Genomic DNA, 26,970 nt, shown 5'->3' on the forward strand with positions numbered 1-26,970 from the left:
GATCTCGGCCATCCGGTTCACGACACCGGCGCCAGCGTGCGGCCCACCCTCAGGAAGGACGACGAGGGTCCCGCCAGTGAGGTCGTACGGCTCCCAGCTCGTCGACAACTGCACGGGCCGCCCGTCGGCGAGGAACTCGTACACAGTCCGGACGCACAGTTCGGCCTCACCGATCCCGAGCCGCGCAGCGATCTCGGCCGGCGCGGGCACCTTCGCATCGGTCCGGCTCTCCCAGCCGCCATTCCGTCCCACGGCCTTCATGTCGGCCCGGAACGGCGACCCGTCGGGCTGCTCGCGCGCCGCGGACCGCACCATCCGCACCCGCTGCCGGGGCTCAGCCACATAGGTCCCGGACCCGGCTCGCCCCTCCAACACCCCCTGGGAGATCAACAGCTCCTGGGCCCGGCGAACAACGTTCTCCCCCACCCCGCACTCCTGGCCGATCTGGGCCCGCGAGGGCAGCCGGTCTCCAGGACTCCACTCGTGCTCCGCGATCCGCCGCCGCAGTTCGTCGGCGATGCGGAGGTATGGCGGCTGCTCAGGCATATGGAAAATCTAGTCCACTAGCTCTAATCTAGTTAACTAGCTTCACTCAATGTGATCGCCGGTGACGGAGGCTGCCCTGTGCCTGCTCCAGAAGTAAGCGCGGAGGCCCTCGCTGCCCGGCTGTTGACCCTCGGACTCACCACACGCGTGCTGGCCCACACCAGACACACGTCGATCGAAGCGGAGGTACCGGAAACCCTCCCTGCCGAGACATGGCAGGAGGTCCTGGAAGTTGTGGCACAGGCAGACCGCTTCGGTCTCCTCGCCACCAGCCTGGGCGGCCGAACCCTCTGGGCCGCCGTAAACAAGCGGTCCCCGCGACACGCGACGTCCGGGGACCAGGCCATCAGCGATAGGAGCTGATCAGCATGCGCAACCGTATCCGCCGCGCACTCCACCCGACCAGACCGCAGCACGACCGAACCGCCCACCCTCACAAGCCCTTACGCCGCACGACCCCTCTGGGACGGACTATCGCCCCCTGCGCGAGCACACCCCTCGCCAGCCGGTACGCCCTCACCGCCGAGCACCTCCACCCCACGCCGGCGGAGGCGGCCTGATGCCCCACACGAAGCCCACCCCGTACCGCTCGTCCCGCTGCCAGATCGGCACCCACAACGAGTGCGCCCACTCCTCCCCGGCAACGGCCCCGGTCGGTATCCCGGTGATCTACGAGGCGTGCGCCTGCCCCTGCCACACGCTGGCGACCGCCTCGCCCCACCCGGAGGCAACGGCATGAAGCCCTGGAGCCCGACCGGCGCCGTGGTCGCCCCCATCGAGATCACCTCGATCAACGTGCAGCGAGGCGACGTCATCCAGATCGGCGGCCAGCCCTGCCGCGTAGCCGACCTCCGCCAACTCCCCCTCGGTGCCAAGCGCCTCCTCTTCGAAACGGGCGAGCAACTGACCATGCACCCCCGCACGCGCCTGGTCGCCCTCCGAGTCCAGAAAAGGTGGTGACCAAGACCGTGCCGACCCTCCGCGACACCATCGCCGAAGACCTCCGCACCCAGATCACCGCTGGCCACCTCAAGCCCGGAGACCGTCTCCTCTCGGAACCCAAGCTGGCCACCCACTACAAGGTCAGCACCCCGACCATCCGCCAGGCTCTCGCCCTCCTCCAGGCCGAAGGACTCATCGAGAAAACTCACGGCAAGGGCAACTTCGTCCGCGCTCCACTCCGCCGCATCACCTACACGGGCGGCGCCGGCTTACCGTCCACCCCCGACCTCCAGACCACCATCCGCGCGACCAACCTCCGAGCCCGCGGCCACCTCAGAACCCTCCTGAAAGTCCCGCTCAACACCCCCCTGACCGAGTTCCACTGCACCACCTACGAGGGCGAGACCCCTCGAAGCGTGGCCCGCATCTATGTCCCTCGTGACCTCGCCCCGGCCGGGCCCTCTGGGGCGTTCTCCTGGTCGGATTGGCGGAACACGGGCTGGACAGGAACCCAAGAGACGGTCACCGCCCGCCTCCCCACTCCCGAAGAAGCAAAAGCCCTCCGACTCATGCTCACTCAGCCCGTACTCGCGATCACGAGCGTGGCCACCGATGCCACAGGTCGAGCAAACGCGGTAGCCCTTTTTGCGCTCCCCGCCGGCAGTACCGACGCAGTTTTCACCACACGTGCCCAAGCTGAGATGAGGGAAGCAGGCAGATGACGCCCCACGACGAACTACGGCTTCTCCCATGGACGGATCCCGACGGCAAGCCGTGCTTCCTTAGTACCGACGATAACAACAGCCTCCTGTCACGGATCGCGGACAGCATCGAAGACACTCAACTCTCTGTTGCGGTGGAAACCTTGGCCGCCGCATCCGAGGTGCTCAGAAACAAGGAGGTGTCCCCAGAGGAACTTCGAGCCCTGGCAATAGACCTCACGCACTCCTTGCGCAACACCCTGCGCGTTGTCGAGAGTCGCCGACGTCGGCAGCCACCTGCGAACCCAGCACCACTGTGATGCTGCCTGCCTCGGCGCCCGCCGATCATCCCCCCTTGGGACCAGCCAACCCTGAGCCCTGAGCAGCGAGACTTTCGGAGCTGAGGCCCCGAAGCTCCTGACGCACCGCGCCAACGCGAAGTAGTCGCTCACCGTCGACCATCCATGTACTGCCAGAGATCACCCTGAGCTCTGTTGCGACGAACGGAAGACGCTGGTGGCCCACAGCAGTAAGGTCGTTGCAGACCAGGGTGGCCCAGGCAGGCTAGGAGACGCTCATGAGCCCTCGAACAGGCGGCGAGACCGACAAGTTCGGCAACCGGTACGAGGGCGCTTGGGTGGTTAGGCATCTACTTTGGATCCTCAGCGGTCAGGGTCAGTCCATAACAGTTGAGGACGCCGATCCAGAGCTAGAGAGAGGCTCTGAGTTCACTTTTCACAATGGCGAAATCGAAGAAGTTCATCAACTTAAGAGACAAAATCGCAATATTAATTCATGGAGCGTGTCCAGCCTCCAAGAAAGAGGAATCTGGCACGACGCACGACACCACATCGAGGCAGGTCGCAAGTTTCACTTCGTTTCGATATTGCCAGCTAAGCCTCTGCAAGAGATAGCCGATCGCGCGCAACGATCTCAAGACCTCAAGTCCTTTGTAGATCAGTGGCTCACTTCGGAAGAACTCCGAGACGTTTTCAATCAGCTTGCCAAATCCGAAATTTTCGGATCTCCTCAAAAGGCATGGGAAGTACTGCAAGGATTTCACATCTCTTGGCATGACGAAAGAGAACTAATCAGGACCAATGCAGCACTTTCTGCCTCCTACCTTGAGGGGGCCTCCGGACACCTAGCGGCCGCTGGCCTGGGGGACATGGTTCTCCACAACTTGGGTGTAAAGCTGAACCAGGCGGCCATTGAAGATCGCCTCGAACGATACGGCCTTTACCGAGCTTCGAGGAATCGCTCGACGAGCCTATTTCAAAAGATTCGCGAGACCAGCGACAGTTGGGCAGCAAGCGTGGAGCGGGAACTCCTCACCCCCGCCATTGCACGCGATGAGGCGCGAAGCCTCACGGATGCAGCTGACGGTCCCCGCCAGCTAACGCTACTAATGGGAGCGGCTGGCGGTGGGAAGAGTGCCGTCCTGCACCAGTTCTACTGCAACATTCAGACCTCCAACCTGCCGGCGCTGGCTTTTCGCCTTGATAGGCTCGACCATTTCTCCACTACAACCGATCTCGGCAAGGCGCTGGGCTTTGAGATGTCACCCGTTGCCGCATTGGCCTCAGCTGCTGGAAACAAGAAATGCGTTCTGCTAATCGACCAAGTTGACGCAGTGAGTCTAGTCTCGGGCAGGATGCCGCGAAGCTTCGACGCTGTTGCAAATCTAGCGAGGGAAGCTGAAGCTTTCCCCGGCATGCATGTAGTTCTCGCCTGTCGGAAATTCGATGTCGAAAACGACTACCGAATTCGCGAGTTGGTTGATGGTCAAAGATGTACACACGTCGAGGTCAATCCCCTCTCCGAAGCTCAGGTCGAATCTGCTGTCGAGTCATTGGGACTCTCCGTCTCCGAATTGGATTCTCGCCAGAGGAATCTACTCCGGACGCCCTTGAACTTGGTGTTGCTCAGCCACGTCACCAATGACCCTGAGGCTTTGAGGTTCAAATCCACGAAGCAACTTTTTGACGGATACTGGCAACGGAAGTTGATGGACTGCTCTCAGCGAAGAAGCGCGGTCCGGTTCCACAAGGTTGTCTCAACGATTGCCGAATCCATGAGTTCGCGCCAGCAGCTATCCGTACCAGCGACAGTCCTGGACGCGGAAGATTTGACACTTGATGCTGGAATTCTCGTATCGGAGAATGTGCTTGTCCGAGATGGCCACAAGGTCGCATTCTTCCATGAGAGTTTTTTTGACTACGCATTCGCTCGTGTCTGGGTCGCACGCGACCAAACTCTTGTCGAGTTTCTACTAGGCAGCGAACAAGAGCTTTTCCGGAGGGCCCAAGTCAGGCAAGTCTTGACTCACTTGCGAGAAACCGATAACGCCCGATTCGCAACAGAAATCAGATCTCTTCTCGCCAACAACGAAGTCCGTTTCCACATTAAAGATGTGGTGCTCTCGCTGATCCCATCCCTACAGGACCCCTCTGTGGCTGAATGGGAAGCTGTTGAAAGCACTCTGCAGGAGAACCTAGCCTTCAGCGAAAGACTTTGCCGATCACTCAGAACGGCTCCTTGGTTCAGTCGCATCGACAGCGAGGGAGTAGTTGAGCAATGGCTCGATGGAACTGACGCTGAGAGATCTCTTGCTCTCGAAGTGATGACGGGTGGCGCGATCGAACACACTGACCGAATCGCCGATCTCTTGTCGAGTTTGAAGGACGCTCCAGGCTACCCGTCATGGTTGCTCCAGGTGGCGAATGCTGCGCCTGTGCATGAGAGCCGAAGACTTTTTGACCTCCTACTTGATTCAGTACGGAGTGGCAGTTACTCCAGTCAAAACGCAGATTTCCTGTGGATAGTGGCGAATGAGATATCGAGTCACCGCCCTGACTGGGCAATCGAACTTCTATTTGCCCACCTATCCGAGCGTCCTAACGCGCTTGCTCTAGACGACTCGGGAAAGGTTGCGGAACTCACCCGAAGAGACTATCAACTCAACCAGATCGTTATATCTAGCGCCGAAAGTGCTCCTGAGAAGTTTTGCGAGCTCATCCTTCCATACCTACTGAAGGTTATGTCCGCGACAGAGGAACCTGATCGCCAAGGATGGCCTCGCCTGGACCGACACTTCTCAAATCGCTTGCCGGGAGGCGGCCACGAGGAGTTGGAGGATTCGCTACTCGAAGCAACTGCCCTCGCAGTTCGCAAGGTCCAGAATGATCCTGAGACTTCTACGCCTATCCTTCAATCTCTAGCAAGCGACGTTCACGAGACGGCTCAATGGTTGCTATACGGTGGGCTCATTAAAGCGGGCAATACTCACGCTCGTTGGGCCGCCGATTTGCTGCTAGAGGGGACTGAAAGGCTCATTTGCGGTTACCCGCGAAATAGTGCCGTTTGGCGCACACGCGAGCTGATCTGCGCCATTTGCGAGTTCCTTCCTGGTGATGTCTTGGCGGCGTTGGAGCGAGTCATTCTTGACGTCCGTTTCCCTTGGGAAGATGGCACATCGTCGCGATGGCACCAGTTTACGTTGCTGTCAGCATTCCCCGATGGCCAACTCTCCTCAGACGGACGTCGGCGCCTCGGTGAATTGCGCCGCCGCCATGGAGCCGAGGAGCCAGATCAGCCTCAAGGCATCACGGGTGGCTTTATCGGCTCTCCAATCGCACCTAGCGCTGCGCTGCATATGAGCGATGACCAGTGGCTGAGTGCAATGAATAAACACTCCGGGGATCGCAGGAACTGGACCAACTTCACAGGGGGTGCCCATGAGCTGGCGAGTGTCCTAAAGGAACAAGCTAAACAAGATCCCGCTCGCTTTGCCGGCCTCGCGCAGAGACTTACTTCCTCCATTAATCCTGCGTACAGCGAAGCCGTCCTGATGGGATTTGCCGAAGCTGCCCCACTGGCGGACCCGAGCGCCATTTTTTCAGCCATACGGCATATTTCCAAACTTGGAAATCCAGCTACCGATCGGTGGCTGGGATATGGGCTACGCCGACACTTGCGCCAAGTGCCAGTTGACCTCGTTGAGATTTTGATTGGCATCGCGGCAGCTCCTCCGAATCAGGCCGACGAACGCCTCATTTTTGAGAAGTCGGATCGAGGTCCAACTCTTGGTGAAAGTATCTGGACGTCCGGTTTCAATTCCGCTCGCGGTAGTTCCATCGAAGTGCTCGGAGACATCCTTCGGTTCGACGTCGACGGCTCACTGACTGCACTTGTAGCGCCGATACTGAAACCTCTGGCGTCCGACCCCGCCATAACTATCCGTTCTTGCGTCGCCCATCTGCTTCATGCCTCGCTGCGCCATGCCCGCGAGAGGTCCCTGCAAGCATTTGCGGAACTGATCAAATGCGAAGACGGATTGCTTGCTACGCGCCCATTCGTCGGCCTATTGATCGCTATCGGACAAGATGACTTTAATCTGGTTCAACCCGTCATCGTCCGAATGCTCTCCTCCGCTGAACCTGAGGTGCGAGAGGTAGGAGGTCAGTTTTCCACCCATGCAGCAGTCCATTGGGAATGTGGTGAACTACTGGGAGATGTTCTCGCGGGAAATGACAGTCACGCCAGAAAAGGAGCTGCTTCCGTGTGTGCTTCTCAATTGGCTGATGTACGGGAGCCCTCGCTAGTACGCGCCGCTTTCACTAGTTTCATCAACGACGTGGACCCGATCGTCCAGGAGGCAGCAGCCAGCTTCCCTTCTGCTATTCGAGGAAGGCGCCTTCGACCTCTTCAGAAACCGATTAAGGATCTGATTTCCTCTCGGACTTTCCCCGAGGCTACGACTCAGCTTCTTATCACACTTCGCGATGCGCCTGACCGAGTCGATGATCTAGTTTTCGAGTGCGCTGATCGATTCCTCGCAGAGAATGGGCCTGCCGCAGCAGATATCCGAACAGGTGCGGCCGCCAGCGCTAAGTATCTCGGCGAGATCATTATTCGAGCCTACGCGCAGTCACCCAGTGTCGGCTCTAGAGGGAAGCTTCTTGATGTGCTGGATGAATTGCTCCTCATTGGGGCTTTTGGCGTTTCGCAACTCGTCCTGGATACAGAACGATAGGATCTTTTATCCATTCGCGATCGGGTTCTCCGCGCCCCTCCACCGTCGCATTTCCCATCCCGTCTGCCGTCGACCCACACACCGTGGAGCAGGCGCGGTGCCGGGCGTCCAGGTGGAGCGCCCAACTGGACGAACGACCTGGACGCCCGGTGCCGTGTCTGCTCGGCTCTGCCTGGGTCGACGGCAGACGGGATGGGAGTCCCCACCTCAACACCCCGTGGCCGGCACCCGCCCACGGAGCCCCCTCCATCCCGGAGTTTGAGCGCCCCCGCCGGAGGCACTTCCCTGAGCCGCACTCGCGCACCGGCTCGGCCGCGTCGAGGTTCGCCACCCATCAACCCAAGCTGCCAGGCGTGCGGACGGCGCCCGGGCTGGAGCGGGGCGTCAGACAGGAGCGCAGGCCCGGGCGACGGGCCGCGCGCGCCGCGCTGTGCGCGGCGGGTGCCTTGATGAAGTAGAGAAAGTCTTATCGCGCTGGGGCGCTTGGGCTCTCAGAGGGCGATCGGCTTGTAGGCCATTGCCCTGTCGACGACCGTCGTCGCCGTCGCTTCCGGATCGGGGCCCCAGTAGATGTAGTCACTGATGTGCGGGCACTCCAAGCCTCGCTGCAGTGCTTCCAGGATCTCCGAGGACTCTTCGTCGGACGCCTCTGCGTTCATAAGGCGCTGGACAAGAGGGATCGCTTCTTCGCGGCTCAGCTTCGCTGAGGGCTGCGCACTCACTGCTGCTTGATCAAGTGGCGGCCGTCGTGGCTGCGGACGTGGGGGCCGTTCCCGTCGACCGCGTCCAGGAGCCGGATTGCGTAGACCTCGGACATCCGTTCCTCGATCTCTGCCGGAGTGAGCCAGTCAACCGCGGTCGACTCTTCCGAAGTGCGCTCGGCGCCGCCCGAGGGCTTGCAGCGGAAGACCAGGGCGACGATGCCTCGCGTCGTGTTCTTGTAGACGCCGGTCAGCTCGTCCACCTCGACGTGGATGCCCGTCTCCTCCAGGACCTCGCGGGCGACGCCGACCTCGGGGACCTCGGTGAGTTCAAGGACTCCGCCCGGGAGTTCCCACGTTCCGTTGTCCGCTCGGCGGATCGCGAGGAGGCGCCCGTCGTCGCGGACCACTGCTCCCGCCACCGACACGGAGTGCAGTGGCGTTGACTGGGCTTCGCGGGCACTGTTACTCATGTACAGGAGCATAGGAGAGTGGGTAGGACTGTGGGAACTCCAGTAGGAGGCGGCAGGGCGGTACCTCGGTACGTGCAGATCGCGGACGAGATCGTCCAGCAGATCCGGGCGGGCGTCCTCAAGGCCGGCGACATGGTGCCAAGTGAGTCGGAGCTCGCTGAGCGCTACGGCGTCGCCGGGGGCACGATCCGGAAGGCCATGGTCGAGGTACGGGCAAGTGGGCTCGTGGACACTCGGCACGGTAAGGGCTCGATCGTGAAGGATCGGCCTCCTGTGCGGCTCCGCTCCTCGGATCGGTTCCGTGCCTCGCATCGGCGGGGCGGTAAGGCTGCCTACCTCGCCGAGTCCGAGCAGTCCGGTGCCACCGCGAAGGTGAGCGTCCTCTACATCGGGCCGATGGAAGCGCCTGCGGACATCGCCGAGCGGCTCGGTGTCGACGCGGGTACGCAGGTGCTTGCGCGGCGGCGTCTGTACTTCCGGAACGGGACTCCTGTCGAGACGGCCTCGTCGTACCTTCCTTGGGACGTCGTGAAGGACATCCCCGAGCTGTTCGCCGAGAACCCTGGTCCTGGTGGCATCTACGCCCGGCTCGAAGACCACGGCCACACCTTCGCCGAGTTCGTCGAGACGCTCCAGGCGCGGCCGGCCGCGAAGGCGGAGGCGTCCGAGTTGGCTCTGAGCCCTGGCGCCCCTGTGATTCAGCTGGTGCGGGACGCGGTGACCAAGAGGGGTCGGGTCGTGGAGGTCTGCGACACCCTCATGGCCGCTGACCAGTTCGTCTTCCAGTACCGGATCCCCGCCGCCGACTGACACTCGCTCAACTTCCCACAACCCGCTGCGGTTTCCTCTTCGCGGCGGGTTGACTCATGTACAGGAGTCGGGCACTCTTCTTCATGTCACTCCTATACATGAGTGGCAGAGTCCAGCACCTTTAGAGGAGTGATTCACTGTGCGTCAGATCCCCGTCGACACCTCCACGGCGATGGTGATGGTGGCCCAGCCCCCGGCCCCGAAGATCGCGAACCGGCAGACCGGTGAGGTTGCCACCGATCGCGAGACCGGCGCGACGCTGATGACGGTCGACGTCATGTTCGTGATGGACGGCAACGCCGAGATCCTGAACCTGACCGTTCCCCAGACCGGCATCTCCGGAGAGCTGGCGATGGGTACCCCCGTCGCGCTGACCGGTGTCGTCGCCCGGCCGTGGGAGAACGAGTTCAACGGTCAGAAGCGTCACGGCATCAGCTTCCGCGCGGTCGCCGTCACCTCACTCGTCGCCGCGAAGGCGGCCTGACCATGACCGCGTTAACGGTCACCCTCGCGCTGGTCGCCTCGGTCGCTCTGCTTCTGCGGTGGCGGCGTCCGGCCTGGTACTGGATGACCTTCGGCATCCTCTTCGCCATCGTGCGGGTCCTCGTCCGATACGCCTCCATCATGGACGCGTGTGGGCTGACCGTTCCGCCCTCGCGCTGGCGCCTGGCACTGGCCCGGATGAGCGGTCGGCTCGTTCCGGATCCGCGGGCCCCTCGGATTCTGCGGCTGCGGCCGACACGGACCGGGCTGGTCCTGCGGGTGAAGCTCCGTCCCGGTCAGGACGCCTTCGATTTCTCGGCCGCGTCGGACCGGCTGCGGCACTCGTTCGTCATGCAGAACGTCACCGCCCGGGAGATCCGCTCTGGTGTCGTTGAGCTGCGGATGACCGGTTACGACGTCCTCAAGCGGGTGCAGATGCCTGCCCTGCCTAGTGGTGGCGTGATGCGGGTGCCGGTCGCCATGCGGGAGGACGGAGAGGTCTACTACCGCGACTACCGCCAGATCCCGCACGCGCTGAACGTCGGCGCCACCCAGTCGGGCAAGTCCGTCTATCAGCGCAATCTCGTCGCCGGCCTTGCCGCGCTCGATGTGGCCCTGGTTGGGATCGACTGCAAGCAGGGGGTTGAACTCGCCCCGCTCGCCCGCCGGTTCACGGCCCTGGCCGACAACCCCGACACCGCTGCCGAACTCCTCGACGCGCTCGTCGAGCACATGGCCGACGTCTACCAGCTCATCCGGCGCGAGCAGAGACTGAGCGCGGATACCCCGGACGCGGAGATCACCGCCGATATCTGGGACCTCCCCGACCACCTTCGTCCGACTCCGATCGTCCTGCTCGTCGATGAGGTTGCTGAACTCGCCCTGTTCGCCACGAAGGATGAGGAGAAGCGCCGAGACCGGATCATCACCTCCCTGGTCCGTCTCTCTCAGCTCGGGCGCGCCGCCGGCATCTACCTGGAGATCTGCGGACAGCGCTTCGGCTCCGAACTCGGCAAGGGCATCACGATGCTCCGCGCCCAGCTCACCGGCCGCACCGCCCACCGCGTCAACGACGAGACCAGCGCCAACATGGCCTTCGGCGACATCTCCCCGGACGCCGTCCTCGCCACCATCCAGATCCCCACCGACCGACCCGGCACCGCCGTTGTCGGCGACTCCTCCGGCGGCTGGGTCCGCATCCGCACCCCGCAACTCACCCTGCGACGGGCCGTGAACACTTGCAATGCGCACGCCCAGCGCACCCCGGAGATCCCCGCGCTGGACGCCTTCCGGCCCATCCTGCCGCCCCTCGCCAAGACCCCGGCGCCCGCCGTCGGTACGGCTCCCGCGACCGCCTGACCTCCCCAGTCCCACAGCCGGCGTGACCGACTCACGCCATGGCCCTACCCCTCCCATGCCCAAATCCGGAAGGAGGCCCCTGCGATGCGCTCGACCCTGCGACCGGACGCCGTTCTCGTACAGGCCGTGATCGCCGGTGCCCTGTCCTTCGCCCACCTGCACGACCTCGCCGAAGCGGCTGGCCAGACCGGATGGAAGGCGTGGGCCTACCCCGTCTCCGTCGACCTTCTCCTTGTCGCCGCCTGGCGCCGTCTACGCATCCTCCGGGCCGCCGGTGACTCGGCCCGCTCCGCATGGACCTGGTTCACCGTCGCCCTGACCGCGTCCCTCGGTGCGAACGTCGCCACCGCCGGACTCCTCGACCTCGGCCACGTGCCGGACTGGCTCCGCATCCTCGTCGCCGGATGGCCCGCCCTCGCTTTCCTTGGCGGCACGCTCCTCGCCCACACCCCTTCCGGACACCCGGCCGCCGTCGAGCATGCGGAGCCCGTCGCGGACTCCGATGAGCCCCTGGCTGTGGAAGCCGTGATCGAGCTAGACGACACCACCGAGACAAGGACCGCCCTCACACCGGCTCTTCCAGTTGCCGAACCTGAGCCGGTCCCGCTGCCCGAGCCGGATCCCGTACCCGTAGCCGTACCGCCGGCCCTCGTCGCTCACGCCCGGAAGGTCGCCGACGACTACCGCGCACGCACCGGCTACCCGATCGACGCCGACACCCTCCGCGCCCGCCTCGGCGTCCCGCCCCCGATGGCCGACGCCATCGCCGCCCAGCTCACCTGAGAAGGAGGTCAGACCATGCGTGACTCGACCCGACACGCCTTGGAACGCGCCGCCGAACTGACCCGGAACAACCGCCTGGGGGAAGCCATGGCCACCGCCGAGCCCGTGATTCTCGCCGCCGACGAGTACGAGTCGGCCGAGATCCGCCAGTGGCTCAACGACCACGCCGACGACTTCACCCGGGAGGTCTGAGCCATGTCCGCCCGCGACCACTTCCACTCCGTCATGCGGATCGGCCCCGTACAGATCGGCACCCACCGCGACCGCCACGGCCGCACCAAGTACGCCGCCGTGTGCACGTCCGACCGCTGCGGCTGGTCCGCCGACTACTCCAGCTCCTCCGCCGCCCAGCTCGCCGCCCGCACCCACCGCTGCCGCATCACCGACTGAACGGAGCACGCCCATGGACGTCCCGCTCTGGCTCGCCCTGGTCGTCGTCGGCGGCCTCGGCATCAAGCTCATCCGCCCGCCCTGGTGGCTCGTCGCCGTGATCCTCCTCGGCGGCTACCTCCTCGCCGACAGCGTCCTCGCCCCACTCATCGACAACACGATCAACAAGTAGGGAGAACCGCCGTGCTCCGCCCCCGTATCCCGGTCAACCCGCTCCCGACCGGCATCGTCACCCCGCTCGTCCAGCCCACCACCCCCGCGACCGACATCGAGCCGGTGGCCTGCAACCACCACGACCACACCCCCGCGCCCGTCCCGGCCGCGCCCCGCGTCCAGGTCCCGGCCGTCCGTCTCACCCCGACCGGCCTCGTCACCGTCGTCGCCGGGAGCGCCGGACTCGTCCTGATCATCGGCACGGTCCTGGTCTCGATGCTCCTCGCCATCGCCGTCAGCGCCGCCTCGGTCGCCGTCTGCGCCGTCGTCCTGCGCTCGCTCCTCAACGGTCAGCACAAGCGCCGCTAGTCGGGCTCCCGGGCGGCTCAACCGCCAAGTCTCCGCCGCCCGGGAGCCCCGCCCCTGTCCAGTCCAGAGAACCAGAAGGCGCCTGCTCATGATGACCGACCACAACCACGTACCGGGCCTGGACCCGGCCACCCTGAGCGACATGCTCCGGGTGGCCGCCTCCCCCGGCTTCGACCGCTGGAAGGAACAGATTCACCGCACCGGTGGCTGCTCCCAGCCCATCCACCTCCAGGGCTGGACCCTTACCCGGAACAAGACCACCGGCGAGACCCTGCACCGCTACTCCACCGACGCCGAGCCTGACGCGCGCCTCCGGATCGCCTGCGGCAACCGCCGTGCCTCCCGCTGCCCCGCCTGCGCCTGGACCTATGCCGGTGACACCTACCACCTCATCCGCGCCGGCCTCGCCGGAGACGACCGCCGCGACATCCCGGCCGCCGTCCGCGATCACCCCCGTGTGTTCCTGACCCTCACGGCGCCGTCGTTCGGGCCGGTCCACAACCGGCCCGGCACCCGGCCCTGCCGCTGCGGCACCCGTCACTCTGAGGACGCTGCCGAGCTGGGCACGCCCCTCGATCCCGACGCGTACGACTACGCCGGCGCCGTGCTGTTCAACAACTACGCCGGACAGCTCTGGCAGAGGTTCGCCACCCGACTCCGCCGTGAGATCGCCGCCGCTGCCGGGCTCTCCCAGCGGGAGTTGAAGGAGGTCGCCCGGCTCTCCTACGGGAAGGTGGCCGAGTTCCAGAAGCGCGGCGCCGTCCACTTCCACGCCGTGATCCGCCTCGACGGACCCGACGGGCCCGACACCCCTCCCCCGTCCTGGGCCACGACCGAACTCCTCACCCGAGCCATCCAGGCTGCCGCTGCCCACGCGTACACGACCATCACCGTCCCCGCCGCCGGCGATCAGCCGTTACGCCGCCTCCGCTGGGGCACTCAGCTCGACATCCGGCCCGTCCGAGCCTTCGGCGACGGCTCCGACATCACCGAACAGGCCGTCGCTTCCTACATCGCCAAGTACTCGACCAAGGCTGCCGAGACCACTGGAAGCCTCGACCGCCGTATCGGCAACCGTGAGGCCCTCGTCCTCCTCGCCATCCCCGAGCACACCCGCCGCCTCGTCGAAGCCTGCTTCGACCTGGACCCGTTCTACCCCGACCGCCGCCTCCTCGCCTGGGCCCACATGCTCGGCTTCCGGGGCCACTTCTCCACCAAGTCCCGGCAGTACTCCACCACCCTGGGCAACCTTCGCCAGACCCGCGCCGACTACCGCGCCGCCCAGGAACGCACCGCCCGCGGCCTCGACGACATCCAGCCGGACACCGTCCTCGTCCTCGCCTCCTGGGCCTACGCCGGTCAGGGCCACTCCCCCGGTGAAGCCGCCCTCGCCGCCTCCATCGCCCGAGACATCCAGCTCAACCGCGAGACCGCCCGCGAAGCCCTGCGCGACCAACTCGCACTGGAAGGAGCCGCAGCATGACCACCGCCACCGCCGAGCTACTGACCGTGCCCGAGGTCATGACGCGCCTCAAGCTCGGCCGCTCCACCGTCTACGACCTCATCCGTTCCCGCCGCCTGCTCTCCATCACCATCGGCCGATCGCGCCGCGTTCCCGCCGACGCCGTCCGGGACTTCATCGACAACCAGATCGAGGAGGCCGCCTGATGGCCACCCAGCGCAAGCGCAACCCCAACGGGGCCGGCACCATCACCCAGCGGAAGGACGGCCGTTTCCAGGCCGCCGTCTACGTCCTCCAGCCCGACGGCACACGCGCCCGAAAGTTCGCCTACGGCAAGACCTGGGCCGAGTGCGACACCAAGCGCCGCGCGCTCCTCGACAAGGTCGACAACGGCGTGCCCGTCCCGACCCGCTCGATGAAGCTCGCCGAGTGGCTCCCGTACTGGCTCGACAACATCGTCAAGCCTCGCCGTAAAAAGACCACCGCCGCCAAGTACGAGGTGCACGTCCGGCTCTACCTCGTCCCGCTGATCGGCTCCAAGCGGCTGGAATCCCTCAGTGTCGCCGACGTGCGACGCTTCCTCGTTCAGGTGGAGAAGAAGACAAGTGCCGCCACGGCCAAGGAGTCGCACCGCGTTCTGCGCACCGCCCTCACCGCGGCCTGCCGTGAGGAGCTGGTCACCCGGAACGTCGCGACGCTCGTCGAGCCTCCCACCGTCACCGCGCGGGAACTCTCCCCCTGGTCCTTGGACGAGACCCTCGACTTCCTCGCCGCCGCCCGGAAGGACCCGCTCTACGCCGCCTTCGTGCTCGCCATAGCGCTCGGCTTCCGCCGCGGTGAGGTCGTCGGTCTTCGCTGGGAGAACGTCGACCTCGACAAGCGGGAGATCCGGGTCAGGACGCAGCGCCAACGGGTCGCCGGGGAGGTGTACGAGGACGACCCCAAGGGCCGCCGGCGCAAGCAGACGCTCCCGCTCCCCGCGATCTGCGTCGCTCCCCTACGGTGGCAGCGTCTCAAGCAGGCCGCTGCCCGCGAGCGCGCCGGGGAGAAGTGGACGGACACCGGGTACGTCTTCACCACCCGCACCGGGCAGCCCATCGAGCCGCGCAACCTCTACCGCTCGTTCACCCGCGTCGCAAAGAACGCCGACCTTCGTGTCGTCCGGCTCCACGACGCCCGCCACGGCACGGCGACGCTCCTCACCGCCGCCGGCGTCCCGCCCCGCGTCGTGATGGAGATCCTCGGGCACAGCCAGATCGCCGTCACGATGAACGTGTACACCCACGTCGTCCAGGACACGCAGCGCGAAGCCGTGAGTCACATGGATCGGCTGCTCAGGAGCCGTCCCCGGTCGTGATCGACCGCTCCCGTTGATGTCAGAAATAGATGTCAAAGGCCCCTCGCCATGATCGGCGAGGGGCCTTTGCACTGGTGGGCGCGGACGGTTTCGAACCGCCGACATCTGCTTTGTAAGAGCAGCGCTCTACCCCTGAGCTACGCACCCGGGTGAGGAAGTCACAGGGTACATGGGGCGGGGGTGGGTGGGGCAAACCGGTGTGGGGGGTGGGGGTGGCACCAGGGTGGGGGTGGGGGGTGGCTGGATGGGGTGGAGGGGTGGGGGGCTCGTACGGTCGGGGGAGGGTTGGTCGGGTGGAGGGGAAGGGCGGGGTCGTGGGGCGTGGGGTGCGGGTTTGGGTGGCGGGTGTGGGGGCGTTGGTGGCGGTGGTGGCGGTCGGGGGGTGTGGGGCGAGGGATGTGGAGGGGGCGCCGGTGGAGAGGAGGGTGTTCGAGTTCGCGGGGGAGGCGTTGACGGTGGATTCGGATGACTCGGAGCTGGTGATCACGGCGGCGGATGTGACGGGGGTGAGGGTGGAGAGGCAGGTGGACGGGTGGGTGTTCATGGGGTCGGGGCCTGAGGCGAGCTGGAAGTTGGTGGACGGGCGGCTGACGTTGCGGGTGGAGTGCGACGGGGTGGCGGCCAGCTGTGGGGCGGTGCATCGGATCCAGGTGCCGCGGGGGGTCGCGGTGACGGTGGAGGACGACAACGGGGACGTGACGGCGGAGGGGTTCGACACGCCGTTGAAGGTGCGGTCGGACAACGGGGAGGTGCGGGTGCGGAGGAGCGGCGGGGCGCTCGACCTGGGGAGCGGGAACGGGGACGTGGTGGTCGAGGACGCGGTCACCGCGCCCGAGCTGGTCGCCCGGTCCGACAACGGGGACGTGAAGATCACGCTGGGGGCCGTACCGCGCAAGGTCGACGTCGTCACGGACAACGGGGACGTGAGCGTGTCGGTGCCGAGGGGCGAGTACGAGGTCGCGGGCGGCAGTGACAACGGGGACGTCCGGTTCGACGTGCCGCGGCGGGACGGAAGCGGACACGTCGTGAGCGTGCGCACGGACAACGGCGATGTCGTGGTGCGAACGGTGAACTGACCGGCCCGTGTGTTCGTCCTTACCGGGTGGGAGAATGAACCCGGACCGGGCACGGCGGACACAGCACGGGAGAGGTACGTGGCGGCGAGCGATACGAGGGACAGCGCGACGCCCAGGAAGACGTCCACGTTCCGGCTGGCTCTCGCGCTGCCGCTGCTGGCCGGGGCGCTGCTGCCGCAGGCCTTCGCCGGCGGGGGGACGCGGCGCTGGTTCGGTGGGCGCGGGGAGAGTCAGCGGGCCGAGGCGCAGGCCGCGAAGGACGCGGCCGCGGCGGCGTTCTACGAGCTCGACACCGCCCAGCGCGGGCTGCGGATCTCCATCGAGACGATCACCGCCGTGGACAGCTCCCCGGAGGCGCGTCGGGCCGTCGAGGGGTTCGAGGCGCTGGGGCGCCGTATCGACGAGGTCAGTCACGCGTACATCGGCGCGGTCGACGCGCATGATCTCGACCGTGACGAGCTGGACGCGGCGACCGCGAACCGGGCCCGCGGCGAGCTGCACCGCGCCAAGGAGGAGCTGGACCGGGTCAAGGGCGAGTTGGACCGGTTCGAGGAGGGGCTCGCGCCGCTCCTCGGGCGGGCCGAGACGCAGCTCGCGCGGCTCGCGCCGGCGGTCGAGCGGGCCCGGCAGGCACTGCGCGGCGCGAGCGGCGCCCTCGACGCGGTACGGGAGAGCGGGCTGCGCGCCGACAACCTCGCGCTGCGGCTCGCCCAGCTCGGGCCCGAGCTGACGCGGCTCAACGAGGGCGCGGGGCGCCATGGCGTCCCCGAGACCCTCCAGCGCGCCGACCGGGTGCTGCGGGACGCCGAGGCCGTACGCGCGGAGGCCGAGCGGCTGCCGGAGCGGGCCTCCGAGATCGACCGGCGCCTGGTGTCCCTCCGTACCCGCACCGAGGCGCTCACCACCCGTGCCGGCCAGGTCGAACCGGTCCTCTCCGAGCTGCGGCGACGCTTCTCCGCGGCCTGCTGGCAGGACCTCCAGCACGTCCCGGAGCAGGCCGCGGAGAGCCTCCGGCAGGCCGGGGAGCGGCTCGGGGAGGCCGGGAAGGCGCGGGCCGAGCAGCGCTGGCCGGACGCGACCTCGCTGCTGTCCACGGTCCGCGCGCTGCTCGACTCGACCGACGAGGCCGTCTCGGCCGCCGGGGAGCGGCTGCGTCGTCTGGACGCCGTCGCGAAGGACCCGACGGCGGACGTCGACCGCACCCGGTTCGCGGTCCGGGACGCCCAGCGGCTGGCGATGGCGGGGCGGAACACGCCCGATCCGCGCCATGCCCGGCCCCTCGACGAGGCCGTCGCCCGGCTCGACCGGGCCGTCGGCTCCCTGGAGGGCCGCCACCCGGACTACTGGCACTTCCTGACCGAGCTGGAGGCCGTCCGCGCCTCGGCCGCGCACGTCGTGGGTCTGATCCGGGAGGACCGTGGCGCGGGCCACTGATGCCGGGCGCGTCCCGCCGTTAGCCTGTCCCCATGCCTCGTTACGAATACCGCTGCCGCACGTGCGGCGACACCTTCGAGCTCAGCCGCCCGATGGCCGAGTCCTCCGCTCCCGCCGCCTGCCCCGCCGGGCACGACGACACCGTGAAGCTGCTCTCGGCCGTGGCCGTCGGCGGCATCAGCGGCGGCACCGCCGCCCCCGCTCAGGGCGCGGGCGGCGGCGGTGGCGGCTGCTGCGGCGGGGGCTGCTGCGGCTGATCCCCCGGGCCCGGGCTCACGTCCCGGGCCCGAATCCCGGGATGCCTCGTGTCCCAGTCCCGGGGTGCCTCGTGTCCCAGGCCCCCGACCCCGGGGCTCGTGTACCGGGGCTCGTGTACCGGCCCCCACCCCTGGGTGCCCCACCCCTGGCCCCCGCCCCCTGGGCTCGCCTCCCAGTGCTCGGGCCCGGGCAGCCGGCCTCCCCCGGGCCGCCGGCCTCCCCCGGCCGCCGGACCCGCTTCGGCCGCCGGATCCGCTTCGGCCGCCGGATCCGCTTCGGGTCAGCCGGTGACCGCTGCCCGGAAGCGGCGGAGGATCTCCTCGCCGGCGGCAACGCCGCGTTCGGCGAGGACGTCGAGGTGGGGGGCGGTCCAGTCGTTGTCGGCGAGTTCGCCGTGGCCGGGGCGCCAGGCGCGGTCCGCGGCGAGCAGGAGGTCGGCGTCGAGGAGGGAGTCGCCGGCGGCGAGGGTGAGGGTGGCGCCGATGCGGCGGGCGACCTCACGGACGGCGGCGCTCTTGGTGAGCGGCTTGGGTACGGCGTACACCTTGCGGCCCTGGAGGGAGACGGTCCAGCCGCGCTCCCCTGCCCAGTCGCCGAAGCGCGCCAGCCAGTCGTCGGGGAGTCGTTCCCGCTCGACGACGAGGTAGGCGAACAGGTCCTCGGCCACCCGGTGCTTGCGCACCCAGGACAGGTCCGTGGTGGCGGTGAGGTAGGCGCGGATCTCGGAGAGCGGCGCGCACTCGTCGGCGAGCCGGCGCAGGACGGATTCGTGCCAGTCGCGGTCGGAGACGCCGTCGACGAGGATGTGCCCGCCGTTGGCGCAGATCGCGTACCGGGGTGTGGTGCCCGGGAGTTGGATGCGCTGGTACTGCTTGCGCGTCCGGGTGGTGGTGGGGACGAAGACGGCCTCGCCGGTGAGGCGGGCGAGGAGGTCGGCCGCGTCCTCGGTCATGTAGGAGAGCGGCTTGGACTCGTGGACCTCGACGCAGAGGAGCCGGGGCGCCTGGGCGTCGGGCATGCCGAGGGAGAGGGCGGCGGTCGAGTAGATCAGGGTGCGGTCGAGGTCGCTGGCGACCAGCGTCGTCTTCCCGTTCGTCGTCGCGGGGGTGCTCACTGGGACACCACCGCCTTGCCGTCGGCACCTGTCGCACCCCTGGTGTACTGGGGGTGGATCAGGCCGACGCAGCTGTACGGGAGTTCGTCGACCTCCTCGACCGGTACGCCGCGCTGCTCGGCGAGCAGGCGGACGTGGGCGAGGTCGGCGTCGGCGCCGCGCTTGGCGAGGATCTTCCAGGGGACGCGGCGGAGCAGGACCCGGGTGGTCTCGCCGACGCCCGGCTTGACGAGGTTGACGTCGTGGATGCCGTACTCCTCGCTGATCCGCTCGACGGCCGCCCAGCCCTCCCAGGTGGGGGTGCGGTCGGTGGCGAGGAGTTCCTTGACGTCGGTGTCGACGGTCTCGGCGACCTCGTCGAAGCGGGCGGCGACGGCGTCGAGGAAGTCCTCGGAGACGTCGGCGCCGGCCAGTTCGCGGTAGAACTTGGCGCCGTGGAAGTCGTCCGGTCCGACGAGGTCGGAGCGGAGCACGGTCCGCGATATCAGGCCGGAGACCGTGGAGTTGAGGCAGGCGGAGGGGATGAGGAAGTCCTCGCGGGTGCCGTGGACGCGGACGCAGGAACCGGGGTCGGCGAGGACCGCGATCTCCGGGTCGAAGCCCGTGATCCCCTCGCTCGCCTCGAACTCCTTGAGCGCGTCGGCGAGTTCGCGGGTGATCGCACCCTTGCCGGTCCAGCCGTCGACGAACACGACGTCGGCCGGGTCGTGGTGGGCGGCGAGCCAGCGGAGCGCGTTGGCGTCGATGCCGCGGCCGCGCACGATGGAGACGGCGTAGTGCGGGAGGTCGAGGTCGTGGCGGGCCTGCGCCCAGCGGCGCATGAGGACGCCGACGGGGGTGCCGGCGCGGGCCAGCGAGACCAGGACGGGGCGGCGGCCGGGCCGCTCCGCGAGGACGGTCTCGGTGACGGTGCCGACGGCGCGGGCGATGCGGGCGGCGGAGCTCTCCAGGGCGGTCTGGAACAGCTCCTGGTAGCGCTCGCTGGGCTGGTACTCGACGGGGAGCGACTCGGCGTAGTGCGCGCCGCCGCTCTGGATGGCTTCCTCGCGTTCCTCGGTGGGCGCCTCCAACTCGACGTCCGAGAGGTCCTGGAGCAGCCAGCCGACCTCCTCGGGTGCGTACGACGAGAAGGCGGGGCCGCGGAGGGGCTCGGGCAGCATGGAGCTCCTTTCGGGAGCTTCGGAGACCGTGGGCGTGTACGGGGCGCCCGTGGGCGCGTACGACGGGACCGTGGGCGTGTACGAGGGGACGACGGCGAGGACGACGCGCGGGATGTGCGCGGCGAGCCGGGCGAGCAGGCCGTCCGGGGCGTGCAGGGCCGGGGTGTCGGCGGTGGAGTCGACGACCGCGACGACGGCGTCGAAGCCCGCGCCGGCCACGTTGTACGCGTAGCGCTCGCCGGGGCCGTCGGCGGGGTCGTCGTGGGCGGGGAAGACGAGCCGGGTGCGGATCGCGTAACCGGGGTCGTCGACGGCGAGCACGGGTGACCGGGTCGTGGTGGAGTAGCGGACGTCGTGGCCCGCCTCCTCCAGGGCCGTGCCGAGCCGCAGCGGCGCGTACATCAGCTCCTCGAAGCCGAGCACGAGCACGCGGGCCCCCGCCGCCGGGTCGCGGCGCAGGGCCTCGGCGATCCGGCCCGCCATCGCCGGCAGGGCCGCCTCCAGGCCGGCCCGGTGGTCGGGCGTGAAGCCGTGCCGTCCGCCGTCGGGGAGCCCTTCGGGCCAGTCGAGCGCGACCCGTACGGGGGCCTCGCGGGGCTCCTGGGGGGAGGGAACGGGGGAGGGCACGGGGGCCGTGGCGACGCCGACGCCGGCAACGGCTCCAGCACCGGCTTCGCGTTCCTGTGCCGCGACGAGGGCCTGGCCCTTTTCCAGGACGCCTTCGGGGAGGCGTACGGTGCCGGCGGCGCCGGCGACGAGGTCGACGCGGGCGCCGATCTCGGCGGCGAAGGCGTCGAGGCGGCCGAGGTCGGCGTCGGAGCGCATGTCGACGAGGGCGACGACGACGTAGCGGTCGCGCGGGTAGCGCTCGTGGAGGGCGCGGATCGTGTTGAGGACGGTGTTGCCGGTGGAGAACTCGTCGTCGACGAGGACGAGGGGCCCATCGCCGGCGAGGAGCTTGGGGTCCTCGGGGAGCAGGAGGTGCGAGGTGGCGTGGGAGTGGGACTCCTCGAAGCCGCCCGCGCGGGCGACCCCGGCCACCGGCCGCCGGGTGGAGTGGAGGTACGGGGCGAGGCCGAGGCCGTCGGCGACGGCGTGCCCGAGGGCGGTGGCGGTCTCCGCGTAGCCGAGGACGACGGAGCGGGCGGCCTCCTCGTCGCCGAGGAGCGCCCGGACGCGCCGGCCGAGGTCGAGGCCGGAGCCGTAGACGACCGAGGGGCGCTGCGGCACGTGCTTGCCGAGCACGCTGGACACCAGCAGGTGCGCCCGCTTGGGGTTGCGGCGCAGTGCGAGCCCCAACAGGGCCGGCAGCTCCTCGTCGCCGATCAGTTCGACGCCCAGTCGCTCCGCGACCCACGTTCCGGTCCACACCACGTCGTCGACGTCCCTTCGTCAGCCGGCAAGTCCGGCGGTGAGCAGCTCCACGAAGCCGACGTCCTCCTTGGCGACGCCGAAGACCTCGGCGCGCTGGAGGGTGCGTTCGGCCCACGCGCGGTGCGGCTTCACTTCGTTCATCTTGTTCGTGTAGGCGGAGCGGAGGACTCCGCCGCCGCCCTGTTCGGGCCGCAGGATGTCCTGGGCGTCGCTCCACTCCTCGTGGCTGACCACGGAGAGGGCGTGCACCGGCACCACGTGGGTGGGGTGGATGCAGGTCTTGCCGAGGAGGCCGTTGGCGCGGTCGAGCTCGATCTCGCGGAGGAGTCCGTCGAGGTCGTGTTCGATGAGCGCGGTGCGCAGGTCCTCGGCGCGGCCCTCCAGGAAGGGGCTGCGGCGCAGCTGTGGCTTGAACATGCGCTCGCCGGGTCGGAAGTACTCCCAGACGGGTCCGGTGACGGTGAAGCCGGTGCCGTCGGAGCGGCCGAGGACGTTGACGACGTCGGCGATGACGTTGGCGACGATCTTGACGTCGTACGCGGTCATGTCGGGCGAGCGGCGCAGCCCGTAGGCGGAGCAGAAGTCGGTGACGCCGAGGCGGAGGGCGAGGACGCGGTCGCGGTACTTGTCGGTGATCGAGGCGATCCCGGCGAGGGTCTCGGCCCGGGTCTCCAGGTGGAGGAGCTCGGGGGACTCGAGGACGGGCATGGCGAAGAGGCGTCTGCCGCTGGTCCGCTCGGCCTGGGTGAGTGCTTCGAGGAAGCCGCGGCCGCGGTTCTCGGTGAACTTGGGCAGCACGAATCCGGACAGCAGCCGAACCGTTTCGCCGAGGCGGTCGACGAGGTCGGTGATCTGCCGCGGTTCGCGGACGCGGATGAAGAGCAGCGGCACGTCCGTGACGGTGTCGGCGTTCCCGGCGGTGTCGGCGTCCGTGGCGGTGTCGGCGTCCGTCACGGTGCCCGCGGCGAGGTCGGCGAACTGCCGGACGAGGTTGGCCTCGCCCGCCTCGACCTCGGCGTCGCTGATGGAGTCCTCCAGGCAGAGCACCATGGAGACCACTCCACGGGCCGCCTGCTTGCGCACGTCGTCGGCGAGCCGCGGCCGGGTGGCCGGGCTGTAGAGCGTGGCTCCGAGCGCGACGGCGAGCGTGCGCGCGGGTGAGTCGGACGTGAAGTCGACCGGCTCGCGGTGGAACAGCCCGGCCCGCGTCGCGGACGGGATGTGCCCGAAATGACGCATGTAAGTCCCCCGTCTGCCCCTCTGGGCCCTGACAACATGTGGCCGGTAATAGTACGTAGGTGCGGGTGTCCGTAGTTCCCTCGGTGCATGAAATTCAGGTAACTCGTCGGCATCTGTCGTCTCGGCCCGGTATCGGTGGCGCCCCCGCGTTGTCCGCGGGTCGGCAGGGAGGGCAGGATTGCGGTCATGACGCACGCGATGCTGAAGGGCTCCAACGTCCCTCTCGACACCGCGGCCGTACGGGCCGTGCTCCGCTGGACCCCGGGCCCCGGGGTCCCCGACGTGGATGCCTCGGCCCTCCTGCTCGGGCCGTCCGGGCGCGTGCGGTCCGACGAGGACTTCGTGTTCTACAACCAGCCGCGCCACCCCTCGGGCCTGGTGCGGCGGCTGCCGAAGAAGCGGGTCGCCGAGGGCCTGACGGACACCGTGGAGGCCGATCTGGCCGGCCTCGACGGATCGGTCGACCGGGTGGTGATCGCGGCGTCCTCGGACGGCGGCACCTTCCGCTCCGTCTCGGACCTGCGGATCCTGGTGTACGACGCGACCGCCGGGCCGGAGCGCGAGCCGCTGGCCCTCTTCGACGTGACGGCCGAGACCGGCGAGGAGACGGCGGTCATCTGCGGCGAGCTGTACCGGCGCGGGGACGCCTGGAAGTTCCGCGCGGTGGGACAGGGCTACCCGACCGGCCTGATCGGCCTGGCCACCGACTTCGGCATCTCGGTGGACGAGGACGCCGCGCAGGAGGCCGCCCAGGAGGCCCGGGACGGGGCCCCTGACGCCCCGCAGGGCTCCCCCGGCGGCTCTCCCGACCTGGACCTGACCCTGGTCCACACGCCCGCACCCGTGCCGCCGCAGCCGACGGTGCCGCCCCGGCCGGACCGGGCGCCCGGCTACGGCTACCCGCCGCAGGGCCCGGGGGGACAGCCGGCGAACGCCCCGGCCCCCGCCTACGGCTATCCGCAGCCCGTGGCCGCCGAGCACCACCCGGCGCCCGACTTCCGGATGCCGCCGATGGGCCCGCAGTTCGTCAGGTCGTCCTGAGGACGCCGGCGACCGTCCCGCGGTCGCCGGCGCACCCGCGCGCGGCCAGGTGGGCAACGGCTACGCCTTGGTCTTGTAGCCGCGCCCCCACTGGAGTCCCCAGCCGTACAGGCGGTCCAGTTCGGCCTGGAAGCCGTACACGAACCGCACCTCGCGGCGGACGGTCAGCTCGCCCTTGACGTTCTCCATGGAGAAGACCGCGCAGGAGCGGGCCTGCGGGGCGCGCTCGTCGAGCTCGATCTCGATCCGGGGTCCGTTGCTCGGGTAGAGCGTGACCTTGGCGTGCGTGCGGTCGAAGGCCGGCGTCTGGTCGTAGATGTACGCGAAGAACAGCAGCCGCTTGATCGCGTCGCGGTGGTCCAGATTGACGAAGATCGTCTCCCCGGAGGAGCCGCCGAAGCGGTCGTCCCCGCTGAGCTTCACGTACGGGGCCGCGTTCAGGTCCCCGAAGAAGCCGCCGAGCGGCTGGACCACGCCCTTGCTGCCGTCCGTGAGCTCGTAGAGGCAGCCCAGGTCGAGGTCGACGTTGACCATGCCCTGGGTGTGGGCCTGGACGACCTCGGGCTTGAAGAGCTGCGCCGGGTTCCGCAGCAGCCGTCCGCTCTGCCGGGAGCGGCCCTCGATGTCGGAGGTCCGCATCCGCCAGGAGAGGTTCACCCGGAGGTTGCCGGTGGCGGCGCCCTGCTTGGTGAGCGACACGGACGGGCGCCGTTTCGTCAGGTCGATCGCGTTCGAAGCGGCGCTGCCCGAGTCGAACTGCGCCGTCCTCCCCGGAAAAAGGTTGTCCCAGAAGGCCATGACGCCTTCACCCCCACTGTTCTTCGTCTGCCCGCACATGCCTGCGGGGCGGCCGGGTGCACCGGCCGCCCCGCAGAGAAGCGTTCCTCACCGCCGGGGGTGTCACACCCCGGACGGCACCTCTGTCTTGTCCGAGGAGCCCGGCCCGCCCTCGGCGGCCGCGAGCGCCTTGTTGCGCCGCACGGAGGACCAGAAGGACCAGGCGATGAGCGCGACGCCGAGGCCGCCGGTGACGACCTCGGGGATCTCGTACTGGATGGTGACCAGGAGGAGGATCGCGAGGGCGCCGATCGCGTAGTGCGCGCCGTGCTCCAGGTAGACGTAGTCGTCGAGGGTGCCCTGGCGGACCAGGTAGACCGTCAGCGAACGGACGTACATGGCGCCGACGCCGAGGCCGAGCGCCATCAGGACGATGTCGTTGGTGATGGCGAAGGCGCCGATGACACCGTCGAAGGAGAAGGAGGCGTCGAGGACCTCCAGGTAGAGGAACATGAAGAAGGCGGCCTTGCCGGCCAGCTGGATCGCGGAAACCTTCTTGCCGCTGCGCTTGGCCTCTTCCTCGGCCTCGTGCTCGCGCTCCTCTTCCTCCTCCAGCTTGTTCTCGAAGTAGCCGGAGAGACCGCCGACGACGAGGTACGTGATGAGGCCGGCGATGCCGGAGATCAGGACCGTCTGGGCCTTGTCGACGTGCGTGCCGCCGTGCTGGTGGGCGTGGGTCGCGAAGGTCATGGCGCTGACGAGCAGGACGACGAGCGCGATGCAGACCGACAGCATGTCGACCTTGCCGAGCTTGGCGAGCGGGCGCTCGATCCAGCGCAGCCACTGGATGTCACGCTCCTCGAAGATGAAGTCGAGGAAGATCATCAGCAGGAACATGCCACCGAACGCGGCGATGGACGGGTGCGCGTCGGTGACCAGTTCCTGGTAGCGGTCGGCGTCGTTCAGCGCGAGGTCGACGGCCTCGATGGGGCCGATCTTCGCGCTGACGGCGACGATCAGGACGGGGAAGACGAGCCGCATGCCGAAGACGGCGATGAGCACGCCGATCGTGAGGAAGATCTTCTGCCAGAAGGCATTCATCTTCTGCAGGATTCCGGCGTTGACCACCGCGTTGTCGAACGACAGCGAGATCTCGAGGACGCAGAGGATCGCGACGATGCCGAAGGCTTCCCAGCCCCCGTAGAGCACCGCGGCGATCAAGCCGAGCACAGTGATCGCGAACGACCAGCCGAAGGTTTTCAGAATCACTGTCTACCCCATCGTGAAATTCATGGCTTTACGAAACGTTGACCCCGAAGTCTAGAGCGATGCCCCGGAGCCCGGACGCGTACCCCTGACCCACTGCCCGGAACTTCCATTCGCCGTTGTAGCGGTAGAGCTCGCCGAAGATCATCGCGGTCTCGGTGGACGCGTCCTCGGAGAGGTCGTACCGGGCGAGTTCCTGACCGTCCAGCTGGTTGACGACGCGAATGAAAGCATTGCTGACCTGGCCGAAGCTCTGGCCGCGGTTGTCGGCGTCATGGATCGACACCGGAAAGACGATCTTGTCGCAGTGCGCCGGAACCCTGTCGAGGTCCACGATCAGGGACTCGTCGTCACCGTCACCCTCGCCGGTGAGGTTGTCGCCGGTGTGTTCGACGGAGCCCTCGGGGCTGCGCAGCTGGTTGTAGAAGACGAAGTAATCGTCCCCGAGCACCCGGCCGGCCTGGCACAGCAGGGCGCTGGCGTCGAGGTCGAAGGGGGCTCCGGTGGTGGAGCGCGCGTCCCAGCCGAGTCCGACGAGGACCTTGGTGAGGTTGGGTGCGGCCTTGGAGAGGGAGACATTGCCTCCCTTGGCGAGCGTGACGCCCATGTTGCGGTTCCTCCCCGGTGGTGATGAGGCACGTCCGGCGCCGCACGGGAGGTGCGGCGC

Annotated in this window: 28 protein-coding genes, 1 tRNA gene and 1 pseudogene; 20 read left to right on the plus strand and 10 right to left on the minus strand. The window is 67.9% G+C overall.

The window, feature by feature from the left end:
• Window positions 1-546: GntR family transcriptional regulator (locus ACFCY7_RS29815; protein WP_376489160.1), on the minus strand; the 546-nt coding region annotated here is incomplete at its 3' end.
• 78 nt (window positions 547-624) lie between these two features.
• Here ACFCY7_RS29815 and ACFCY7_RS29820 point away from each other — a divergent pair.
• From ACFCY7_RS29820 to ACFCY7_RS29840, 5 genes and pseudogenes are all read left to right on the plus strand, one after another.
• A pseudogene (locus ACFCY7_RS29820) lies at window positions 625-902 on the plus strand (hypothetical protein).
• Between the two features lie 203 nt (window positions 903-1,105).
• Window positions 1,106-1,285, plus strand: coding sequence for a hypothetical protein (locus tag ACFCY7_RS29825; RefSeq protein ID WP_376489161.1), 180 nt, complete (start codon window positions 1,106-1,108; stop codon window positions 1,283-1,285).
• On the plus strand, window positions 1,282-1,506 hold the full coding sequence (locus ACFCY7_RS29830) for a hypothetical protein (protein WP_229890473.1): 225 nt from the start codon (window positions 1,282-1,284) through the stop codon (window positions 1,504-1,506). Before ACFCY7_RS29825 ends, ACFCY7_RS29830 begins: the two co-directional genes overlap by 4 nt.
• The gene (locus tag ACFCY7_RS29835; protein ID WP_376489162.1) at window positions 1,503-2,210 is read left to right on the plus strand and encodes a GntR family transcriptional regulator; all 708 of its coding nucleotides are present in this window, start codon (window positions 1,503-1,505) and stop codon (window positions 2,208-2,210) included. Before ACFCY7_RS29830 ends, ACFCY7_RS29835 begins: the two co-directional genes overlap by 4 nt.
• A 556-nt stretch (window positions 2,211-2,766) precedes the next feature.
• On the plus strand, window positions 2,767-7,224 hold the full coding sequence (locus ACFCY7_RS29840; protein ID WP_376489163.1) for an NACHT domain-containing protein: 4,458 nt from the start codon (window positions 2,767-2,769) through the stop codon (window positions 7,222-7,224).
• Between the two features lie 491 nt (window positions 7,225-7,715).
• Here ACFCY7_RS29840 and ACFCY7_RS29845 read toward each other — a convergent pair whose 3' ends face one another.
• Both ACFCY7_RS29845 and ACFCY7_RS29850 read right to left on the minus strand, forming a co-directional pair.
• On the minus strand, window positions 7,716-7,946 hold the full coding sequence (locus ACFCY7_RS29845) for an e9imm peptide (RefSeq protein WP_376489164.1): 231 nt from the start codon (window positions 7,944-7,946) through the stop codon (window positions 7,716-7,718).
• Entirely contained in the window at window positions 7,943-8,410 is a 468-nt protein-coding gene (locus ACFCY7_RS29850; RefSeq protein ID WP_376489165.1) for an NUDIX hydrolase, read from the minus strand. The genes ACFCY7_RS29845 and ACFCY7_RS29850 overlap by 4 nt, the downstream gene beginning before the upstream one ends.
• An 18-nt stretch (window positions 8,411-8,428) precedes the next feature.
• Between ACFCY7_RS29850 and ACFCY7_RS29855 the strand changes: the two genes are divergently transcribed.
• The 11 genes from ACFCY7_RS29855 (at window position 8,429) to ACFCY7_RS29905 (ending at window position 15,564) form a co-directional block, all read left to right on the plus strand.
• Entirely contained in the window at window positions 8,429-9,208 is a 780-nt protein-coding gene (locus ACFCY7_RS29855) for a GntR family transcriptional regulator (RefSeq protein WP_376489166.1), read from the plus strand.
• Window positions 9,209-9,347: 139 nt separating this feature from the next.
• Window positions 9,348-9,692 carry a hypothetical protein gene (locus tag ACFCY7_RS29860; protein ID WP_376489167.1) on the plus strand — a complete coding sequence of 115 codons (345 nt, stop codon included), beginning with the start codon at window positions 9,348-9,350 and terminating at the stop codon, window positions 9,690-9,692.
• A 2-nt stretch (window positions 9,693-9,694) separates the two neighbouring features.
• The gene (locus ACFCY7_RS29865; protein ID WP_376489168.1) at window positions 9,695-11,050 is read left to right on the plus strand and encodes an FtsK/SpoIIIE domain-containing protein; all 1,356 of its coding nucleotides are present in this window, start codon (window positions 9,695-9,697) and stop codon (window positions 11,048-11,050) included.
• A gap of 84 nt (window positions 11,051-11,134) precedes the next feature.
• Window positions 11,135-11,833, plus strand: a complete 699-nt coding sequence (locus ACFCY7_RS29870; RefSeq protein WP_376489169.1) for a DUF2637 domain-containing protein — start codon at window positions 11,135-11,137, stop codon at window positions 11,831-11,833.
• Window positions 11,834-11,848: 15 nt separating this feature from the next.
• Window positions 11,849-12,025, plus strand: coding sequence for a hypothetical protein (locus ACFCY7_RS29875; RefSeq protein WP_376489170.1), 177 nt, complete (start codon window positions 11,849-11,851; stop codon window positions 12,023-12,025).
• A 3-nt stretch (window positions 12,026-12,028) separates the two neighbouring features.
• Window positions 12,029-12,223 (plus strand): mobile element transfer protein, encoded by a 195-nt coding sequence (locus tag ACFCY7_RS29880; RefSeq protein ID WP_376489171.1) that lies wholly within the window; start codon window positions 12,029-12,031, stop codon window positions 12,221-12,223.
• Between the two features lie 13 nt (window positions 12,224-12,236).
• Window positions 12,237-12,395, plus strand: coding sequence for a hypothetical protein (locus ACFCY7_RS29885; RefSeq protein WP_376489172.1), 159 nt, complete (start codon window positions 12,237-12,239; stop codon window positions 12,393-12,395).
• A gap of 11 nt (window positions 12,396-12,406) precedes the next feature.
• Entirely contained in the window at window positions 12,407-12,745 is a 339-nt protein-coding gene (locus ACFCY7_RS29890; RefSeq protein WP_376489173.1) for a SpdD-like protein, read from the plus strand.
• Window positions 12,746-12,833: 88 nt separating this feature from the next.
• Window positions 12,834-14,228 carry a replication initiator protein RepSA gene (repSA, locus tag ACFCY7_RS29895; RefSeq protein ID WP_376489174.1) on the plus strand — a complete coding sequence of 465 codons (1,395 nt, stop codon included), beginning with the start codon at window positions 12,834-12,836 and terminating at the stop codon, window positions 14,226-14,228.
• Entirely contained in the window at window positions 14,225-14,413 is a 189-nt protein-coding gene (locus ACFCY7_RS29900; protein ID WP_376489175.1) for a helix-turn-helix domain-containing protein, read from the plus strand. Before repSA ends, ACFCY7_RS29900 begins: the two co-directional genes overlap by 4 nt.
• The gene (locus tag ACFCY7_RS29905; RefSeq protein ID WP_376489176.1) at window positions 14,413-15,564 is read left to right on the plus strand and encodes a tyrosine-type recombinase/integrase; all 1,152 of its coding nucleotides are present in this window, start codon (window positions 14,413-14,415) and stop codon (window positions 15,562-15,564) included. The genes ACFCY7_RS29900 and ACFCY7_RS29905 overlap by 1 nt, the downstream gene beginning before the upstream one ends.
• Window positions 15,565-15,636: 72 nt before the next feature.
• On the opposite strand, the gene ACFCY7_RS29910 is transcribed toward ACFCY7_RS29905, so the two are convergent.
• Window positions 15,637-15,711 (minus strand) — tRNA-Val (locus ACFCY7_RS29910).
• 200 nt (window positions 15,712-15,911) lie between these two features.
• Between ACFCY7_RS29910 and ACFCY7_RS29915 the strand changes: the two genes are divergently transcribed.
• The 3 genes from ACFCY7_RS29915 (at window position 15,912) to ACFCY7_RS29925 (ending at window position 18,331) form a co-directional block, all read left to right on the plus strand.
• Window positions 15,912-16,640 (plus strand): DUF4097 family beta strand repeat-containing protein, encoded by a 729-nt coding sequence (locus ACFCY7_RS29915; protein ID WP_376489177.1) that lies wholly within the window; start codon window positions 15,912-15,914, stop codon window positions 16,638-16,640.
• A gap of 78 nt (window positions 16,641-16,718) precedes the next feature.
• The gene (locus ACFCY7_RS29920) at window positions 16,719-18,074 is read left to right on the plus strand and encodes a hypothetical protein (protein ID WP_376489178.1); all 1,356 of its coding nucleotides are present in this window, start codon (window positions 16,719-16,721) and stop codon (window positions 18,072-18,074) included.
• Between the two features lie 32 nt (window positions 18,075-18,106).
• On the plus strand, window positions 18,107-18,331 hold the full coding sequence (locus ACFCY7_RS29925; protein ID WP_376489179.1) for a zinc ribbon domain-containing protein: 225 nt from the start codon (window positions 18,107-18,109) through the stop codon (window positions 18,329-18,331).
• Window positions 18,332-18,612: 281 nt separating this feature from the next.
• On the opposite strand, the gene ACFCY7_RS29930 is transcribed toward ACFCY7_RS29925, so the two are convergent.
• From ACFCY7_RS29930 to ACFCY7_RS29940, 3 genes are read right to left on the minus strand one after another with little or no spacing between them, the layout of a single operon-like run.
• Window positions 18,613-19,446 carry an HAD family hydrolase gene (locus ACFCY7_RS29930; protein WP_376489180.1) on the minus strand — a complete coding sequence of 278 codons (834 nt, stop codon included), beginning with the start codon at window positions 19,444-19,446 and terminating at the stop codon, window positions 18,613-18,615.
• Window positions 19,443-21,980, minus strand: a complete 2,538-nt coding sequence (locus ACFCY7_RS29935) for a phosphoribosyltransferase (RefSeq protein ID WP_376489181.1) — start codon at window positions 21,978-21,980, stop codon at window positions 19,443-19,445. Before ACFCY7_RS29935 ends, ACFCY7_RS29930 begins: the two co-directional genes overlap by 4 nt.
• Before the next feature lie 18 nt (window positions 21,981-21,998).
• Window positions 21,999-23,219, minus strand: a complete 1,221-nt coding sequence (locus tag ACFCY7_RS29940) for an HpcH/HpaI aldolase/citrate lyase family protein (protein ID WP_376489182.1) — start codon at window positions 23,217-23,219, stop codon at window positions 21,999-22,001.
• A 177-nt stretch (window positions 23,220-23,396) separates the two neighbouring features.
• Between ACFCY7_RS29940 and ACFCY7_RS29945 the strand changes: the two genes are divergently transcribed.
• Window positions 23,397-24,260 (plus strand): TerD family protein, encoded by an 864-nt coding sequence (locus tag ACFCY7_RS29945; RefSeq protein ID WP_376489186.1) that lies wholly within the window; start codon window positions 23,397-23,399, stop codon window positions 24,258-24,260.
• Window positions 24,261-24,320: 60 nt separating this feature from the next.
• Here the strand turns inward: ACFCY7_RS29945 and ACFCY7_RS29950 are convergent, their stop codons facing one another.
• The 3 genes from ACFCY7_RS29950 to ACFCY7_RS29960 form a co-directional block, all read right to left on the minus strand.
• Window positions 24,321-25,058 carry a Tellurium resistance gene (locus ACFCY7_RS29950; RefSeq protein WP_376489183.1) on the minus strand — a complete coding sequence of 246 codons (738 nt, stop codon included), beginning with the start codon at window positions 25,056-25,058 and terminating at the stop codon, window positions 24,321-24,323.
• 102 nt (window positions 25,059-25,160) lie between these two features.
• Window positions 25,161-26,306, minus strand: coding sequence for a DUF475 domain-containing protein (locus ACFCY7_RS29955; RefSeq protein WP_376489184.1), 1,146 nt, complete (start codon window positions 26,304-26,306; stop codon window positions 25,161-25,163).
• 28 nt (window positions 26,307-26,334) lie between these two features.
• Window positions 26,335-26,910, minus strand: a complete 576-nt coding sequence (locus ACFCY7_RS29960; protein WP_376489185.1) for a TerD family protein — start codon at window positions 26,908-26,910, stop codon at window positions 26,335-26,337.
• Between the last annotated feature and the right edge of the window lie 60 nt (window positions 26,911-26,970).

The organism is Streptomyces sp. NPDC056361 (assembly GCF_042262805.1).
Taxonomy (GTDB): domain Bacteria; phylum Actinomycetota; class Actinomycetes; order Streptomycetales; family Streptomycetaceae; genus Streptomyces.

Excerpts from the sequence above, each read along its gene's own strand:
- ACFCY7_RS29880 (WP_376489171.1), top strand. The coding sequence starts at position 12,029 with ATGTCCGCCCGCGACCACTTCCACTCCGTCATGCGGATCGGCCCCGTA.
- ACFCY7_RS29940 (WP_376489182.1), bottom strand. The coding sequence starts at position 23,219 with ATGCGTCATTTCGGGCACATCCCGTCCGCGACGCGGGCCGGGCTGTTC.
- ACFCY7_RS29850 (WP_376489165.1), bottom strand. The coding sequence starts at position 8,410 with ATGCTCCTGTACATGAGTAACAGTGCCCGCGAAGCCCAGTCAACGCCA.
- ACFCY7_RS29875 (WP_376489170.1), top strand. The coding sequence starts at position 11,849 with ATGCGTGACTCGACCCGACACGCCTTGGAACGCGCCGCCGAACTGACC.
- ACFCY7_RS29830 (WP_229890473.1), top strand. The coding sequence starts at position 1,282 with ATGAAGCCCTGGAGCCCGACCGGCGCCGTGGTCGCCCCCATCGAGATC.
- ACFCY7_RS29825 (WP_376489161.1), top strand. The coding sequence starts at position 1,106 with ATGCCCCACACGAAGCCCACCCCGTACCGCTCGTCCCGCTGCCAGATC.
- ACFCY7_RS29960 (WP_376489185.1), bottom strand. The coding sequence starts at position 26,910 with ATGGGCGTCACGCTCGCCAAGGGAGGCAATGTCTCCCTCTCCAAGGCC.
- ACFCY7_RS29865 (WP_376489168.1), top strand. The coding sequence starts at position 9,695 with ATGACCGCGTTAACGGTCACCCTCGCGCTGGTCGCCTCGGTCGCTCTG.
- ACFCY7_RS29885 (WP_376489172.1), top strand. The coding sequence starts at position 12,237 with ATGGACGTCCCGCTCTGGCTCGCCCTGGTCGTCGTCGGCGGCCTCGGC.
- ACFCY7_RS29870 (WP_376489169.1), top strand. The coding sequence starts at position 11,135 with ATGCGCTCGACCCTGCGACCGGACGCCGTTCTCGTACAGGCCGTGATC.
- ACFCY7_RS29840 (WP_376489163.1), top strand. The coding sequence starts at position 2,767 with ATGAGCCCTCGAACAGGCGGCGAGACCGACAAGTTCGGCAACCGGTAC.
- ACFCY7_RS29905 (WP_376489176.1), top strand. The coding sequence starts at position 14,413 with ATGGCCACCCAGCGCAAGCGCAACCCCAACGGGGCCGGCACCATCACC.
- repSA (WP_376489174.1), top strand. The coding sequence starts at position 12,834 with ATGATGACCGACCACAACCACGTACCGGGCCTGGACCCGGCCACCCTG.
- ACFCY7_RS29925 (WP_376489179.1), top strand. The coding sequence starts at position 18,107 with ATGCCTCGTTACGAATACCGCTGCCGCACGTGCGGCGACACCTTCGAG.
- ACFCY7_RS29900 (WP_376489175.1), top strand. The coding sequence starts at position 14,225 with ATGACCACCGCCACCGCCGAGCTACTGACCGTGCCCGAGGTCATGACG.
- ACFCY7_RS29950 (WP_376489183.1), bottom strand. The coding sequence starts at position 25,058 with ATGGCCTTCTGGGACAACCTTTTTCCGGGGAGGACGGCGCAGTTCGAC.